12 protein-coding genes are annotated in these 17,747 nt (G+C 43.1%); 4 read left to right on the plus strand and 8 right to left on the minus strand.

All coding sequences use genetic code 11. From position 1 onward, the window contains the following. Positions 1 to 257: 257 nt before the first annotated feature. From AC2EXB_RS14855 to AC2EXB_RS14880, 6 genes are all read right to left on the minus strand, one after another. A complete protein-coding gene (locus tag AC2EXB_RS14855) occupies positions 258 to 2,951 on the minus strand; it encodes an S-layer homology domain-containing protein (RefSeq protein WP_483602165.1) in 2,694 nt (897 codons plus the stop codon). Between the two features lie 902 nt (positions 2,952 to 3,853). Next, positions 3,854 to 5,248, minus strand: coding sequence for an O-antigen ligase family protein (locus tag AC2EXB_RS14860; RefSeq protein WP_483602166.1), 1,395 nt, complete (start codon positions 5,246 to 5,248; stop codon positions 3,854 to 3,856). Further along, entirely contained in the window at positions 5,245 to 6,333 is a 1,089-nt protein-coding gene (locus tag AC2EXB_RS14865) for a glycosyltransferase family 4 protein (RefSeq protein ID WP_483602167.1), read from the minus strand. The genes AC2EXB_RS14860 and AC2EXB_RS14865 overlap by 4 nt, the downstream gene beginning before the upstream one ends. A 327-nt stretch (positions 6,334 to 6,660) precedes the next feature. Beyond that, complete coding sequence (gene galU, locus AC2EXB_RS14870) at positions 6,661 to 7,530, minus strand: UTP--glucose-1-phosphate uridylyltransferase GalU (RefSeq protein ID WP_483602168.1); 870 nt, start codon at positions 7,528 to 7,530, stop codon at positions 6,661 to 6,663. 14 nt (positions 7,531 to 7,544) lie between these two features. Then, positions 7,545 to 8,816: a nucleotide sugar dehydrogenase gene (locus AC2EXB_RS14875; protein ID WP_483602169.1), complete on the minus strand. Its 1,272-nt coding sequence runs from the start codon at positions 8,814 to 8,816 to the stop codon at positions 7,545 to 7,547. A gap of 17 nt (positions 8,817 to 8,833) precedes the next feature. After that, positions 8,834 to 9,547: a WecB/TagA/CpsF family glycosyltransferase gene (locus AC2EXB_RS14880; protein WP_483602170.1), complete on the minus strand. Its 714-nt coding sequence runs from the start codon at positions 9,545 to 9,547 to the stop codon at positions 8,834 to 8,836. A 136-nt stretch (positions 9,548 to 9,683) separates the two neighbouring features. On the opposite strand from AC2EXB_RS14880, the gene csaB reads away from it, so the two are divergent. The 4 genes from csaB (at position 9,684) to AC2EXB_RS14900 (ending at position 15,213) form a co-directional block, all read left to right on the plus strand. After that, a complete protein-coding gene (gene csaB, locus AC2EXB_RS14885) occupies positions 9,684 to 10,805 on the plus strand; it encodes a polysaccharide pyruvyl transferase CsaB (protein WP_483602171.1) in 1,122 nt (373 codons plus the stop codon). Continuing rightward, positions 10,802 to 11,974, plus strand: coding sequence for a glycosyltransferase family 4 protein (locus AC2EXB_RS14890; protein ID WP_483602172.1), 1,173 nt, complete (start codon positions 10,802 to 10,804; stop codon positions 11,972 to 11,974). The genes csaB and AC2EXB_RS14890 overlap by 4 nt, the downstream gene beginning before the upstream one ends. Before the next feature lie 145 nt (positions 11,975 to 12,119). Next, the gene (gene murJ, locus AC2EXB_RS14895; RefSeq protein WP_483602173.1) at positions 12,120 to 13,634 is read left to right on the plus strand and encodes a murein biosynthesis integral membrane protein MurJ; all 1,515 of its coding nucleotides are present in this window, start codon (positions 12,120 to 12,122) and stop codon (positions 13,632 to 13,634) included. A 10-nt stretch (positions 13,635 to 13,644) separates the two neighbouring features. Next, entirely contained in the window at positions 13,645 to 15,213 is a 1,569-nt protein-coding gene (locus tag AC2EXB_RS14900; protein WP_483602174.1) for a hypothetical protein, read from the plus strand. Between the two features lie 212 nt (positions 15,214 to 15,425). Here AC2EXB_RS14900 and AC2EXB_RS14905 read toward each other — a convergent pair whose 3' ends face one another. Together AC2EXB_RS14905 and AC2EXB_RS14910 are read right to left on the minus strand one after the other, a co-directional pair. After that, entirely contained in the window at positions 15,426 to 15,617 is a 192-nt protein-coding gene (locus AC2EXB_RS14905) for a hypothetical protein (protein ID WP_483602175.1), read from the minus strand. Then, positions 15,604 to 17,604 carry an S-layer homology domain-containing protein gene (locus tag AC2EXB_RS14910; protein ID WP_483602176.1) on the minus strand — a complete coding sequence of 667 codons (2,001 nt, stop codon included), beginning with the start codon at positions 17,602 to 17,604 and terminating at the stop codon, positions 15,604 to 15,606. The genes AC2EXB_RS14905 and AC2EXB_RS14910 overlap by 14 nt, the downstream gene beginning before the upstream one ends. Between the last annotated feature and the right edge of the window lie 143 nt (positions 17,605 to 17,747).

A 17,747-nucleotide genomic window follows, 5' to 3' on the forward strand; every position in this document is an offset into this window, starting at 1 on the left:
TAATATTAAAAAATATTATTCATAAGGATTTTCTTATTAGAATACATATCTATAAATCTTCAATTCTAATATTGTCCTTTTTAGCAACAGCTCCCTTTTATGCCTTATATTCCGTTGGGTTATGAATACTTCCCATACTCCATAAACATGAAAAAGCCACACTTGAAACCGTAAAGGTTTCTAAGTGTGGCTTTATTAGCCAAGCACTGATAATAAATAAATTAAATCATTTTTCGCATAGGAAATTAATTTTTAATTTATTTTACAGTGATTTCTTTATTAAATGTAGCTTGGTTACCTTGTGAGTCAGTTACTACACTGTTAGTTTCAGAAACTAATTTAACTTTCAAGCTATTAACTAAATTAGAAGAAAGATCTAGTGTTACAGCAGTATCTGCTGCTACAGTAGCAGCATCAGCAACTAGGATTACTAAATCTCCTGCGCTATAACCTGGCGTAGCATTGTTTTCAATGTACAGTACGTCTTTCGTTTCGCCATCTACTGTTTCATTATTTGCCCAATTAGCAGTGATTCCAGTTACATATTTGTTAACTTCAGTGTTAGAAGGGCTAACAGTTGTCAAGTTTGCTGAGCTTACTAGTGTACCATTAAGAGTAACCTGGAAGTCTCCAGCTCCAACATTTTGTGTAGCTTCACTGAAGCCAAGTACTAAAGAAGTACCATTAGCTGCAATTGTTGCAGATGTAAATTCTGGTTTAACACCGTCACGTAATGTAACAGTTTGAGTAGCTACAGCTTCAATAGAATTGCCAGTGTTGTCTTTTACATTGCTAACTGTAAATGGAGCTGCTTTAGTAGCTGTAATTGCTGCAGATGGAATGTTTACGGATACTTTAACTGCAGTCGCTTTGTCAGCAGTACCAGTTGTTAATTCCGTCGTAACGTAAGTTCCAGCAGGTAAAGCTTTACCATCAAAAGTATAGTTGTTGACATTGCGTACAGTTGCCAAGTCAATTCCGCTAGCATCAGTTGCATTGTAAGTAACAACTTGCTCAGTACCAGGCGCTACACCTGTTGATCCTGTTGGTCCAGTGATAGAAGAAACAACTGGCTTAGTAGTATCTGTAGCTGCAGAATTTTTAACTACAAAGTTAGTAGTAGTAATAGCGTTACCGTTAGGCGTACCAGCAGTATCAACTACAGTAGATGCAGGTAAACGTAACTGATAAGTACCATCTGCCAACGCCTGAGTAATTGTTAGAGTATCATCTTTAATAACAGCATTTCCTGTGTTAGGAGTGTAATTAAGAGTAATTGTCGTAGCTACGCCTGTTGCTTCGTTAATAGCAGTTACAGTTGCGTTTGAGCCACGTGCAATATCTTCAGTGAATTTAGCTGAGATTTTCCCATCTTCAAATGTAGCAGATGCCAAAGCTGGAGCAGTTACGTCTTTATTCAAAGTAACTGAAGAAGAATAAGCAGCTGCACTGTTACCAGCTGTATCTTTAACATCAGCATCGATAAATAATAAGCCGTTATAAGTATCAGTATAAGTAAGACCTGAAGCAGTGAAAACAACTTTATTAGTAGCATCTCCTGCAGCAGCAGTTAAGTTAGTTACTACTCCAGTTGAAGTAACTAGACGAGCTTTTCCTGCGAATGAAGAAACATTCATTGGTTTGCTATAAGTAACTTCTACTTTATTTTCTCCAACTACAGAAACAGCTGTAACAGTAGGAGCTACAGTGTCAGCAACGATACTAACTGAAGTAGTTAATGGATTTGGAGAAATGAAGTTGCCATTGAAATCTTTAACATTTGTTAGGCTCACAGTAGCAGTAGATCCTGCTGCAAGTTGTGAGCTAGTAGTAACATCTAAACGATTTGGATTTTCAGCATTGTTAGTGATAGTTGCTGCAGCACCATTAACGTATACAATTGCTCCTCTAGCATCGACTGGCTCATCGAATACTAACGCAATTGAATTTGTAGATGTCTTAGCTGACGCTGAAGCTGAAAGTAAACTTGGTGCAGCAGTATCGTCAGCTTTAACGATAGCAGAGAATGCTGGAACTTTTTCACCAGAAACTGTTTTGATCGAATCAGTAGATTTAAAAGCGTATTCTCCATCAAAAATGTTTGATGCAGTTACAGTCAATGTTTTACCATCTTCAGAAAGTTCCCCAGACAAAGTTCCAGGACTAGTAATTGTACCAGCAACATTAGTAAAAGTGATATTTTGAACAACATCAGAAGAGTTCAATACAGTTGATTTGTCAACTGGAGTTGCGAACTTAACTTCTACTTGTTTAGCGTTAATTGAGCTAACTGAAGTTACTGCAGGAGTTCCTGGTACTGGAACTTCAACTTTAACTAAATCTTTAAGTGCGTAGATGAATTTAGCGAAATCTCCACGTTTAATTGGGTTTTCTGTACCGAATTTAGTAGTAGAGGTACCTTGAGTAACTCCATAAGCTAACAATGCAGCTACTGCATCGTCATAACGGTCGCTAACGTCCGTGAATTTCACGTCTTTAACGTCACCAGTTAATTTGAATGCGCGTTGTAGCATAATTGCAGCTTCGCCACGTGTGATTGATTCTTCAAAACCGAAGTTAGTAGTTGATTTACCGTTAACTACGCCAGCAGCTTTCAAAGAGTTGATTTGTAGCGCTCCACGAGTTGGAACATCTTTAAATCCAGCAGCAGGAGCATCTTTATCGTTAAGGCCAGCAGCGTTAGCGATGATAATGGCAGCATCCCCACGTTTGATCTGTTTGCTAATTCCGTATTCTGTTTCAGTAAGACCGTTAGAGATGTTGTTAGAAACAACGAATTCGATTGCAGCTTCGTAAGATTTTGGTACATCCGTGAATGCTGCTGTTTCTGCTTCGTTAGCGAATGCTGCTGGTACTACTGCTGTTGCTACTAGAGTAGCTGTTGCTGCAGTTGCAACGAATTTTTTGTAAGACTTTGGTTGGTAAGCCATGTGTGTAATTCCTCCCTGTTTTAGGTGTTAATGTGTTAAATGTTGAGTATTGGTTAACCCAATTTAATTATACTGATAAAAACTTATTCCTGCCACTATCTCCTAAAATAATATGACTAAAGTCTAAAATGTGGTATGCCGGATAAGTAGGCAGTTAGCAAGAGATTATCAGAAAATTAAACTCCTACTTAGTTTAACAAAGATATTAAAGAATTCAACTGATAAATTAAAAATGTATGCTAAAAATTACACTTTTTTGTAAAAAAGAGTCTATAGTATTACAAAAAATACAATATCTCAAAAGAATTCATGTGATTTAGGGGGTTTTTCGCCTATCTCTCTTATGTGATAACTAGTTTTCCACGGTTATTTATACGTTAAAATATAAACTTCATTCATTTATTTTTACAAACAATCTTCTTCTATTTTATACTGAAATATAGGCTAGATATCGCATATCAGAAATTTACGAAATTAATTTATCATTCAGATAAATTATTGATTTATTATTTCTTTTTTATTATTTCTCATAGGCCAATGAATCTAGTCTTTCATCGTATTCAGGATTTTACAAAAATTTACAAATACGACTAAAGGCTTGTCTTAAAAGTTGGAAAACTGTGGAGCTTTTCTAGATTTTTTTTAATTTTTTCCTCCTCCTTCTTAAAACTAGTACTTTAAATAGAATTTTTCTTCATTATTTTTATCATTTGCATAGTACTAGGTCATTTCTATAATAGAGATTTCTATTAGATGAACTTTTTTACATTCCTATGTAAAAGTTTTGTCTTCTCTTAGAGATGAAACAAAATGAAAGGAGCTCTCCTTTACCCCCTATTTAAACGTTGTAACTAAATACAAAAAAGCCGCATCAGAATTTTCCGATGCGGCTTTCGTTATTGTTACTTCGTCTTGATCAAGTTTTCTTTCACGACCAACATCGCGAGGATCGCTGCCAAGTAAATCGATACGGCAGGAGCTGTCAGCACGTGGCCCGCTGTGTAAGCGATGCCGATACCTAATAGGAAGGCAACGCCGTATAGCACGTAGAAATACGTGAAATGCGTCTTAATATTACGGACAAAATGGATCAAATATCTTCCGGCAAACCACACAAGCGGTGCGATCAAGTAAAGGAAGCCGATCCAACCGAATGAATAGAACCAGTCGTGGAAATCCATTTCAATCATCTTCGGCGTTTTGCCAGGCAATGGCTCCGGATAATTTCCTGCAAAGCCCATTCCGAACAATTGCTGGGTGATCGGTGAACTATTGAAATCTTCTTTCATCACATCTGCATAAACTTCACGTGAGCTGAAGACTAAGTTTTGGACTTGTTCGCTCGTGATTTCTTGTTCAGCTTTTTGCTCTTCAAATCCTTCGTCACCTTCGACTAAGACTTCATCGCCAGGACGTTCTACCGGTTCCCCGAAGTTAATGCCAAGTGATGTGATGTGAGCAAACATATTGCCGAATACTGGTGTTACTGGCGTAATGGCAATTAAGATAGCGGTCAAAATAATCGAAATCACCAGATTGGAACGAATCTGTGCTGTCTTTTGTTTCAAAATGAAAAGCATGATGATGCTACCAATGACGACAGATAATAAGACGATTATAATTCCGCCATAGCCTACTTTTGTACCCAATGCCAGCATTCCAAGTGATAATAATAGAAACGGAATCCATGCCCATGGCTTTTTCAATGAGTTGGTTTTATCCGTCGCATATAACGCCATGATTGGCAAGACGATCGCCATGATGGCGCCAATTTCGTTTCCTGCAAAGAACCAGCCTGTAAAACCTGTTTTCGTGTGTGAATAGTTAGAGAGGCTTGTTCCAGTAATTTGCGCAACGATAAAGACGATGCCGATGATCATTCCGGATAACCAGAAATATTTCGTTGTTTTTTCTGCAATATCGAAGCTAGCTTCTTTTAATTCTTTATAAGCAACTAGCAATCCTGCAAATACAATATGGAAGTAAATGATTTTGTTGAAGAACTTCAGTTCCTGGAAAAGATAGTACGGATCTTTCACTTGAAGGTTTACTGCAATATTGATCCCCAGAATAATAGCTAAACCAACCAAATAGACTGTCAAGATCCGGCTGAATTTGCTTGTTCTCGATAGCCATAGCAATAATCCGAGCATTACGATCATAAATGCAGTGCGGGCAATGACGCCTATAGTCAAGCTTGTATCGATCAAGAAAATCGAGGCTGTGGTAAGAACATCGATGATTGGCTGAAGGACTAAGAAGGCTACGATAGCCAAGAGTATTTTGTTTCTATTCATATATGAGAAGCCTCTTTCTTATCATTTCTAGAATTGAATACTTGTAAAAGCATGTTTTTTACACGGTGTTGGTCAAAGGCTTCCGCCGTTTTCAGCGCTTCTGCCTGATAAGAATCCAAAGGCTCTTTGGCTGCGGTTTCGATATGCGCAGCCAGTTGGCCGCTATCCCCTACTTCAAAGAACCATGCATTATTGGTTGTCGCGTAATCTTTTACGCCCGGGATATTGGATACAATGATCGGAGTGGCTGTTGCCATCGCTTCAATGCCTACAAGCCCAAGAGATTCCTGGCTGCTCGGAAAGCAAAAAACATCCATGGCATTAAAAGCGGCATTCATCTGTGGTTGGGTCAACATTGGAAGTTTGGTGAAGGGAATTGTTAACTCTTTTGCTTTTTCCTGAAAAGCAGATTCTTCTGCTCCAGTTCCCGCAAAAACCACATGGATATTGGGAACTTTTGACATTTCAATTGCTTCTATTAACGTATCCCACCCTTTTCCTGTATCAATCCGAGAGATATACCCCACCACAAAGGCTTCCTCCGCTATGCTATTCTGCTTTCTGAAAGCTTTTCCGCTTTCGCTATCTGGATAAAATACAGTGGTATCGATGCCGCCGGATGGAAAAACGGTCACATCACCTTTATAACCATACTTTTCTTTAACAGTATCTTCATAAAAGCTGGAAGGCACGACGACGTGATCGATCACTTTCATCATTGAAGCTACATCCGGTTGATACTTCGCCTGAGCTGCAGTTTGCGGCAAGACATCCGTCCCGTGGACATTTAAAACCACCCGAAGATTCGGATAGCGTTTTTTCAGCCATAGAACCGGCTTTGCATTCTGGGAAGCATAATGGACATATAAGACATCCGGCTTGAACGCAGCTGTTTCCTTAAAAAGGTTCGCTACATACCCCGCGTATCCGGCTAGTTTCCGGATACGCGACGTTTGTTTCGACAAAACAACCCGCTTCACTTCATGTCCTGCCTCCATTAGCAGCTGTTCGGTTCTTTGGACAAATACACCATAATTCGGAGCAGTCTCAGAAGGATACATATTCGATACCAATAAAATCTTCAAATTGTCCCTTCCCTTCCTGTTCGTGAATGTGTTTTTATGAGTGCGGTATGAAGGATAATTTTCTATAGTCGCTTCGCCGCTTAGGGCATGACTCCCGTAAGAAGCCAGGCACAGAACGCCTGTCTTCTTACTTCGTCTAGCCCATGGGCGCGGCGGCGCTAAGTTCTCTTATGAAATATTTTAGATATGGAGCAAAACAGCGGAGACTCCCGCGGGACAGCGAAGTGCCGAAATCCACTTTGGCGTTTAGCCAAAGTTAGTTCGGCGCAAGCCCGCAGGAAAGCGCAGCTGTTTTACGGAATATCAATAACAATTTTTTCTACTATATTACAATCCCTCAAGCTTCGTTTTCATGAACTTGATCAAGTCTTCGCGCAGGTCTGGACGCTGCAAGGCGAATTCGATGGTGGTTTCGACAAAGCCGAGTTTTTCTCCGACGTCGTAGCGCTTGCCTTTGAAAGCGTAGCCGTAGACATTTTGGATTGTGTTCAGCTGTTCGATGGCATCGGTCAATTGGATTTCTCCGCCTGCGCCGACTTTCATCTGGTCAAGGTAATTGAAGATTTCCGGCGTGAAGACGTAGCGCCCGATGATCGCCATATTCGACGGCGCTGTGCCGGCTCTCGGCTTTTCAACAAAGCCTTTTGCACGGTAAAGCTTGCCCATCTGTTCGGCTGGATCGATGATGCCGTAGCGGTACGTTTCGTTCTCCGGCACTTCCATCATGCCGATGACAGAGGATTGCTGTTCGTCGAACTGGGTGATCAATTGCTTCAATCCTGGCGTTTCCGCTTGGATGATGTCATCACCGAGCAGAACCGCAAACGGTTCGTCGCCGATGAATTTGCGCGCCGTCCATACTGCATGGCCAAGGCCAAGCGGCGATTTCTGGCGGATGTAGTGGATGTCCACTTTGCTGGAAAGCTGGACCGCGTTCAATAATTCGTATTTCTCGGATTCGGCAAGGCGCGATTCCAGCAAGTGCGCGGAATCGAAATGGTCTTCAATCGCGCGTTTGTCTTTACCGGTAACGATAATAATATCTTCGATTCCGGAAGCAATCGCTTCTTCTACGATATACTGGATTGTCGGTTTGTCGACAATCGGAAGCATCTCTTTTGGCATGGCTTTCGTTGCAGGAAGGAAACGCGTACCAAGGCCTGCAGCTGGGATGATCGCTTTTCTGACTTTTTTCATTCGGCTGCCTCCTCTTAGTTTTTCGAATCGCCTAGCAAGTAGACGTCAAATCCTGCAGCTTCCCATTTTTCGCGGTTGATGCAGTTTTTCGTGTCGATGATGATTTTATTCGCCACATGGGTCAATGTTGTCGGATCGATGTCGCGGAATGCCTGGTGATCCGTCAATACGACCAGCGCCGATGCGTCCTGGATCGCTTCATCGAAGCTTTGTGTCTGTTCCGGCAAGTTGTTGACTTTGATATGTGGATCGTGTGCCGTCAGTTTCATGCCGCGTTCGCGGAACTCGGATACGACTTCTACAGACGGACTTTCGCGCATGTCGTCGATGTTGCCTTTGAATGCAAGGCCAAGAACCGCGATTTTCGGGTCTTTGATGCCTTTCGCTTTTAAGATATCCGCTGTTAGCTGCGCTGTGTAAGACGGCATGCCGTCGTTTGTTTTGCGCGCCAAGTGGATGATTTTCGATTTTTCCGGATCCAATTCAACAAGGAACCATGGATCAACGGCGATGCAATGTCCGCCGACGCCAGGTCCTGGTGTGTGGATATTCACGCGCGGGTGGTAGTTGGCCAGTTTAATAGCTTCCCAAATATTGACATTAATACCTTGAGCGATCATAGCGAGTTCGTTGGCGAATGCGATGTTGACGTCACGGTATGTATTTTCCATTACTTTAACCAGTTCCGCTGTTGTTGCGTCTGTTTCGTGCATGGTCCCTTCAACAAACGATGCATACAATTCAGAAGTCAGGCGTGCTGATTCTTCGTTAATGCCACCGATGATGCGGTCGTTTGTGACAAGTTCCTGGAACACACGGCCTGGGATGACGCGTTCTGGCGAGTGGGAAACGAATAATTCCGTTCCGATTTCAAGTCCGGATTGGACCAGTTCCGGCATCATGACATCTTCAACTGTTCTTGGCGGCACGGTCGATTCCAAAATGACCAAATTGCCTTTTTTCAGGAAAGGCACGACAGAAGCTGTCGCTTGGCGAACATACTCGAGTTCAGCGGTTTTATCCGCTTTGATCGGTGACGGAACCGCAATGATGAAGACGTCTGCTTCTACCGGCTTCATCGAAGCGGTCAGCATGCCTCCGTCGATTGCCATATCCAGACGTTCCTGCAATCCGTTTTCTTCTATATGTAGCTCTTTATTTTGAATCATAGTTACCGCTTTTTCATTGACGTCTACGCCATGGACTTTGTGTCCATGGTTCGCAAACATAACGGCTGTCGGCAAGCCGATATAGCCAAGTCCGACAACACAGATGGATTTCTTCATTTTGACATTATCTCCTTTTATCGTGATCGCAATACTTTAAATAAGAAAACCGGCAAGTTGAGCTGGCGTTTGAAACGGGAAGGGCTGGCCAGTAGCCTGTAGAGCCATTCGATTCCGAGTTTCCGGAACGGTGCCGGTGCGCGTTTGACAGTCCCTGAGAACACATCAAAACTGCCGCCAACCCCCTGGAATACTTGGACGTTTGGCAAGCTCTTCAAGTTTCTTCTGATCCAAAGTTCTTGTTTCGGGCTGCCAAGCGCAACGAAAAGGATTTTCGCTCCGCTTTGGTGGATGCGTGAAACAAGCGCCGCTTCGTCTTTTTCATAGCCGTTTGTGTAGCCGGCGACGCGGATGTTCGGGTGCTGCGCTTGGATGTTCGCAATCGCTTTTGTCACGACTTCTTCCTTCGCGCCGTAAAAATACACAGAATGGCCATCGCTTTCCGCAAATTGCAGAAGACGCGCCATCATATCGACGCCAGTGACGCGCGACGTGATGCCGCCGCCTTTGATTTTCGCAGCAAGCAAGATGCCGACGCCGTCCGCAATCTGGTAAGTGGAAGCATTGATGAGCTCTTTCACTTTCGGATCACGCTGTGCGCTCATTACTTTTTCCGGGTTCACCGCAATGATGGTCGACTGTTTGCCGCCATTTATGCGCACCCTCAAATCATTTATTATACCTTCATATGACAGAGGCGAAACGTCCACCCCTAAATATTTTTCCTTCATTAGTCAAACCCTCGATTCAGTCGCTTTCAATTTTATTAGTATAGCAGATTTTTAGAGGAGTTGCACAGGCTGTTTGACAAGTGGTAGAATTTAGCGAGGACAAGGCTTGCGAGCTTTAGTTTGAGGAGGAAAATATGTGAAAATTGTACTATCTGGCTTCTATGGATTAGGCAATACGGGTGACGAAGCCATCCTGAAAGCGATTATTGATAATTTGCGTGCGGAGTTGAATAACCCGGACATCACCGTCTTTTCATTGTCACCGGAAAAAACGGCTAAAGAATACAATGTGAAATCAGTTTACCGCGCATGGCGCCGTGAAAATAAAGAAAAAGTCAAAGCGCTGCGGAGCGCCGACCTGCTGATTTCCGGCGGCGGTGGTTTGCTGCAGGATACATACCCGACGAAATTCCTGTTCGGCCCCCTTCCGTATTATTTGCTGATTGTCATGCTGGCAAAACTTTGCGGAACGAAAGTGATGTTCTTTTCTCAAGGCATCGGCCCGGTCACTTCGACTTGGGGCAAAATCTTGATGAAAGTCTTTGCGAACCGCGCTGATTTCATCACGGTGCGCGACCAGTATTCGAAAGATTATTTGAAGAAGCTCGGCGTAACGCGTCCGGAAACGGTTGTGACGGCGGATATCGTGTTCGCGTTTATGGCTGATGCTGACCACTCTGCTTATGAGTCTCTTCCATTAAATGGCGATGAACGACTTGTTGCTGTCGCTCCCCGTCCTTGGTTTGAGCATGAAGAAGTATATATAGAAAAAATGGCTTGGACTTTGGATCAATTGATTGAACAGCGGAATGTAACACCGGTATTTGTGCCGATGGAACCTCCTTATGATACAAATGTTTCAAAGAAGATCCAGGCCAAAATGAAACATGCCGGTCAGACACATATTCTTGGCGAGCACTTCACGCCGAACCAATTTTATAACTTCATTGCGCGTTGTGATTTAACGATTGCGCTTCGCCTGCATGCATTGATTTTCTCTGCCTTGTCGAATGTTCCCCATATCGGGCTTAGTTATGACCGGAAAGTGGAAAGTTTCTTGAAACGTTCAGGCATGTGGAAATATTCATTTGAGCTTGGAGAATTCACCAAAGAATCCTTAGCGGAAAAAGCATTTTATGCATTGGATTATCCAGAAGAGTTAAAACTGGAAATGGAACCTAATGTGGAAGTGCTTCGTCAAGAAGCAAAACGGAATCTTACATTATTAAAAGAACAGTTCGGAGGGGCTACCCGTTGAAAGTACTATTATTAAGCATTTACGATTACCCGCATGTCGGTGGGTTATCGACCCATATTACAACATTGAAATCCGGCCTTGAATCACGCGGCCACGAAGTCCGCGTTCTGTCCTTTTCGGATGTGCCGAAATGGAAACGTGATTTGATCGCGCGTGGACCTTCTATGGTGATGAACAAAGTAAAGCTGGGTGCAGGATACGTTTGGACCTTAAAACGCCGGTCTGATTTCATGAAAGACCTTTTATCAGATCCTAAGTTCAAAGATATCGATATTGTCGGTGCACAAGACGTCATGTCTGCTAAAGCAGCGACAGAAGCGGGTTTTGCTGTTGTAACGACGGTTCATGGCTATATGACTTTTGAAGGGATTTCCAAAGGTTCTGTAGCTGAAGGAAGTGTCTATGCAGATCAAATTAAACAATTTGAGCATAACGGCTATAAAATGTCTCGCGAAGTCATTACTGTTGATACACGCATAAAAGATTACATCTTGGAAGAAGCCGGCGTAACCGGACACATGATCAAGAATTTCATCGATGTCGAAGATTTCAAACCTGAAACGGAACGCCGGGCAGAATTCCGAAAGCAATTCGATTTGCCAATGGATGATAAGATTTTCTTTATCCCGCGCCGGCTAACGAAAAAAAATGGCGTTATTTACCCCATTCTTTCATTTCCACCAGTTGTTGAACGTTTCCCAGAAGCTCGGCTAGTCTTTGCCGGAACTGGTGAGATGATGGATGAAATGAAGAAAAAGGCCAAAGAACTGGGCATTGAAGAACGTGTGACAATGCTTGGCGCTGTCGACCATAAAGATATGATCCGCTATTACGCTTTGAGTGATATCGTGCTTGTACCCTCCATCTACTCAGCTGGAGTTGAAGAAGCCACATCGATTTCTGCACTCGAAGCGATGGGATCTGGGGTGCCTTTGATCGCCTGCGCAGTTGGCGGATTGAAAGAAATCGTCGACCACGGCAAAGATGGATTATTAGTAGAAGAGAAAAACGTTGAAGAACTCTCTGCAGCAATGAACCACTTATTGGCTGAACCTGAATATGGGAAACAGCTTGCCAATGCAGGACGTGCGAAAATTATCGCGGAATACTCCCATTTTGCCGCTGCTGAAAAATACGAAGCTATTTATAAAAAAGCGCTCCAGAAATGATGCGTTGGGTATAGATTGCTCGAAGCCGGGAATATCTACCTCCTATTGAGCAAAATGCAAAAAGCGGCTGACTCGAGACTTTAAGAGTCAGCCGCTTTACTTATGTAAGAATTGTGTGCTTTGCACGCAGAAAGAAGGGAAATTGATGTCCAGTCTAAAAAAAGCGGCCATATGGACAACCGGCCTTGCGTTATTGTTAAAGTTATCCGGCCTGCTGCGCGAATCGATCGTCGCGAATGAATTCGGGGCTTCTGCTGCAACAGATGCTTACTTTTTAGCTTTTTCTTTTATTACCTTAGTTGTGGCGATGATTGCCACCGGCTTTAATAATGTTTTCCTGCCCATGTATATTAAACGCCGAAAAAACGGCACAGACGTGGACGATACCAATGCCAATGGCCTGCTGAATTGGACGATGCTTATCTTCGCAGCAATTTCTGTTGCAGGATGGTCTTTTTCTGAGAACTTTGTGCCCGTCATTTATCCAAACATGTCAGAAGCAGCTGCTCCAATGGCGATTGAAATCACTGAAGTCTTCTTTATCTTCATGACGTTCATCGCACTTGCCGGCTTGCTCGAATCTTATTTGCAATCCCGCCGGATTTTCGTTCCTACTTTGGTATCAAAACTTCTAGCTACTTTGATGTCGGCCTTATTCGCTTTATTCTTTAGCGACATTTGGGGAATCTATTCTCTTGCCTATGGCTTTGTCGTAGGGACAGTACTTGGCGCCGCCATTCAGATATATTATTTAATCCGGTCTGATTATAAATGGCAGCCTACGCTTCGCCTTGAATCGGATTTTTCCAAAGCGTTCATCATTTTGATCATCCCTTCCCTTCTGAACTCTGTGGTCGGGCAGATCAACCTTTTTGTCAATAAAGCTTTTGCTTCTGGCACCATTGACGCAGCGGTTACTTATTTAAATAACGCTTCGTTGCTCGTGAGTATTCCGAACGCCATTTATGCCGCCACTTTGGCCGCTATCATTTTCACATTGATGTCTGAACAAACCGATGATGAACAAAAATTCAAAGATACTTTATTCCGCGGCATGGAAATATCTTTCATCACCTTGGTGCCGATTGCCGTCGGTTTATGGGTGGTCGGAGATGCAGCGATCGCCTTTATCTATGAGCGCGGGGCTTTTACAGCAGCCGATACAGCGAGTACGTATTCTGCCCTGTTATTCTATCTCCCTATCATCGTTTTCCAAGGCATGCAATTGATCCTATCTAAGTCGATGTATGCTAGAGGCAAAACGGCTATCGTCTTCCGCATTTCTGTTACTACGATCGCCTTGAATTTCTTGTTAAACTGGTTCTTGGTCGATGATTACGGCTATACTGCTCTCGCTTTTGCAGCATCTGCCGTCTCTGTGTATTATTTCGCGGTTTCGATGGCCGTTGTCTACAAAGACTTAGGCTTGAATGAATTTAAGCGTTTCTTAGCGACTGCTGTGCGCATCGCTATTCCTTCTATATTAATGGGCCTTGCAGTTTGGGGAGCTAAAGTATTGCTCGGCGCAAGCGATTGGCATGCAGCTGTCCAATTGGCTGTTTTAGTGCCGCTTGGCATCGCCGTTTATGTAATCGCTTTGCGGGTAATCCATCCGGCAGGCTTCAGAAGATTTTTAGGATTAGTTAAACGCAGAAAGTAGAGGTGGATTGATGTTTAAACGCATCTCCGTAATTAGTGGAATTGTGCTTATAATCTTGGGTTTAGCAGCTGGCGCTTTGTTCTTTTTTAAGAGCGAGTCAGCTATATATGAAAAGGATGGATTAGCTTGGAAGATTGAAAAGCCTAGTCTGATTGGCCTTTCCGATATTAAAGTTTCTGAAAAACAGATTGAAAATGCGGTGGATATAGCTCACCAAGTGGATCTTCATTTATGGGGGCTTACCCTCGCAAGTTACGAAATAACAGAACGGACTCTTGGAAATGGCACGCGCTTTGTATTTGAAAAAATGGAGAATGACGCGTGGTTGCCACTTCCGATCACTACGTCAATTGAAGGCCTGTCTAAGCCTGACTTTACCAACTGGAATCCTGAAGTCATTGAACATCCTTACCATAATGATTTCGGTGTAGATCCAACTGTGAACCCGTTCGGGGCTATCACTTATGAAGGGGGCGAAATGCTTCAAGGAAATGTTTTCATTTCGAAAGAGCTTGAGGCAGAATACGAAAACCAAGAAACTAGCCACCTTCGTGAGTTGGATAAAGAAGTCCGTGATTTGGAAATAACGGGCGACTCTCTTTCAAAAGAGTTTTGGCTGCCGCCCCATCAAATTGCAGAATCCTGGAGTTTGTTAGCTGAAGAACCTTTGTTTAATGAAGAACAGACTGAAAAAGAATGGATCGAGTTTTCTTTGAACAACCAAACGATGCAATTGAACTGGTTGACTTCAGAAGGGCCGTATACGAAGCTGCCATTCTCAATTGAACCGAATACGAAAATGGGTTATGGACGTGCGATGGGCCGTTTTGAAGATGAAGTTTCACTAGAATGGAACGAACGCTCCCCTTCTGCCTTTTTCGAATCCATGGTATTGAATTCCCGTATTAATCTATTGGCTTATTTAGAAGAATTTGACGGGACCCGTTGGCCAACTGAATACACGAGTACATGGTTGAAAAACGCTTATGGCGTGACAGCGCCTTATGTAGATACCCGCTTTAATGAGTATGTCGCTTTCTATCTAGACAATACGGCAGAATTATATGATGAAGAGATTCAACAAGAAGAACTTGCCGTTGGTGTTTATGCGGACTATTTGTTGAGCCGGATTGAAGAAGGCGAAATTATCGAAGCTGGAGACGGTTTTCTTATTATCGATTATTTTGACGAAGATTCTTCAACACCTTTGACTCATGCTTCCTTGAACCATGAATTAGGCGGTTTGAAAATATTGCTGACGGCTTATCAAGAAACAGCCCAAGAAAAATACTTGGAGGCTGCCAACCAAGTCATTCTTGGCATTGAACAATTCGGTGCAGCTGATGGCGGCTGGATCCGTGATACAGGCGATTTATGGTATCAAGCCCGTCCAGACGGAACATTCAGCGGGGACGACTATCCTCAGCTCACACTTGTAGACTTGCTGGAGACCCAAAAATTATTTGAAGAGATGGGCATGGAGCGGAATGCTTATTTTGATGAAATGATTGATGCCAAACTGGATTACCTTGAATCCGAAGGCATTGAATTGATTGAGAAAGTGACTAATTTAATGTAATCAAAAAGGGGCAGCCTCGGCTGCCCCTTTTTTAAGTTGTTGAGAAACTAATTGAATAAGGCTTTGCACTGCGAGAACGTGTAAAGGTCTTGTGCCAGTGCCGGAGAACTCGCTTAAGATATTCCACTTAAGAGATGAGTTGATTTCGAGAGTGAATGGGGTGATTTCGGATGCTTGAGGGGTGATTTCAGACTCGAATGGGGTGATTTCGATTAATGGGTGATGATTGCACTGCTAGTTTGGGGTTTTAGCTCCTCTGGAACAGGTGGGTTGATTTCGAGAGGAAGATAGTTGATTTCAAAATCGAATGGGTTGATTTCGCACCCAACAAGGTTGATTTCAGCCAAAACAGTAAAAAAGGGACAGCCCCAGCTGCCCCTTTTTTCAATTTCAGTTGATGACATCGACCAGGTCCGAACGTATCCAGCCAAAGCCGTTGTTTGTATCGTGTTCCGGGTTCAAGTCGGAAATGACTTTGTACCAGTTGTAGCCGTCTGTGTGTTTTTTCGTTTCAACGATGACCACCGGGTAGCCAAAGGCATTTTCAACGCCCAGGTACGTGCGTTTGTATTGATACAGCAAAGCGCCTTCTGGTGCGTTGCGTACGTTTACAGAAGCAGTGTTCGTGATGCCAAGTTTGTATTTATTGATGTCTTTTTGTCCAAGTTCCAAATCAGCACGGTACATATGCCCCGCCACTTTCGATCCCCATGTCGGGTCAGAAGCATAGCTGACGTTGAAGCCTGTGGTTTTATTCCCCGGAGCTGCTCCGTTTGCGTAAGAGCCGTTCGGGTTGACGTAGTTGCGGTTCATGTATTCGCGCGCGAATGCGTCGATGCTGCCTTCTGGTTGTTTGTAAATCGTTCCTTCGTGAGGTGAGCCGTCATAAACGCGGATACCGAATAAGTTATTCTTTGTCTGTGCGTTCGCACTCATGCCATAAGCACTTTCGTGCATCGCTGCAGAAAGCATGAACAATGCATTGATGTTGTATTTCTCCTGCATTTCAAGGAAGTATTTCCCTTTGCCAATCAGTTTTGATTTTGTGACTGCGTCTTTATAAGTTCCTGATGAACTGTTCAAAGCCGTCAAACGGCTCATGATGTATTTGTCGAGTTCCGCTGCTGAGTAGTTCGTTTTCGTGCGGACGGACTGGTATTGGAAATACGGGTAATGCGTTACTTTCGACGAACCAGCTGTAAAGTGGACGCCGTCGTGGCTATAGTATTTCACACCTTGCTGCATCGTCGACGGTGCTGGGCCGATGGAGTAGCTTGAGCCTTGCTTGTTCACGTAATTGTATTGGTAATGGCTAAGCGTCCCCCACTGGCTGACGATGTAATAATCGCGGTCTTTGATCAATTCATATGGGACGAAATCCACTTCACTGTGCTTCGCGTAGCCGATCGTTCCGCCGACTTGGACTTTGACAAAGTCAGAGTTGGAATCGATATAGCGGATTTCACGCCCATGCTCAACATACGTAGCTTGATTTTTGAAAGCCGTATCGAAGTAAATCGTCGTTACTTGCTTAACGCCGTTCAGTACACGGTCCCCAAAAGCAAGTCCGCTTTTTACACGAATGATTTCATCGCCGCGAAGAATCGCTTTAGCAGATGCAACATTCTTGAATGATTCCGCTGCGCTCAAATAATCATTGTGGCCATAAGCTTGTTTGACCAATTTGCCATTCTCTACATAACCTAAATAATAAAGGCTGTTGTCAGCTGGAGGTGTCGGTGGAAGCGGTTGTGCAGGTTGCTCTTCCGCTTCTTTTTTTGCTTCTAAGAATCTGTAAATGAATGCTGCCGCTTGCTCGCGTGTCGTGCTTTCTTTTGGAGCGAATTTCAATCCGCCTTTGCCATCAGGCATCCCTGAAGTAACATTGTAATAGAGGATATTATAAACTGCTTTAACTCCACCTGAAGATACAAAATCGTTCAAGTCTGAGAAATTTAAACGATTTTCTTTTAATTCCATCTCTGAATAAACCAATACGTTTTTCAGTGTTTGCGCCATTTGTTCACGCGTAATAAAATCTTTCGGATTAAAAGTCGTACTGCTCGTTCCTCTCATTAATCCAGCTTTATATACTGCACCGATTTCATCTGATAATTGGGAGCTCATCGGGATATCTTTGAATGTATGGGTTCCCGCTGGCAACTTTAATGCCCGAGTGATAAATGCAGCAAATTGCTCGCGTGTAACATTTTCTTTTGGTTTATAGACGCCGTCATCAAAGCCCTGTAAAATACCAAGATTGATCATTTCCTGCATTTCTTTTCCAAGGGCACTTCCTGGTACTATGTCACTTGCCTCGGTTGTGGATGCAAAACTGAAAACTGCACCTAACAGAAGAAGAAATGCCATAAATTTACTAATAAGCCTCATGTTGTCCTCCTTATTTTTGCCTATCCTCAGTGTAAAGCATTTTTATCCTATAAAAAAGGTTTATTATGGAATGTTATTCAAGAAGGAACCGATTGACTTAGTAAAAAGAAGAATTTGATTTTCTTCTATATATAAGTAGTTCT

Source organism: Planococcus alkaliphilus, assembly GCF_057031095.1.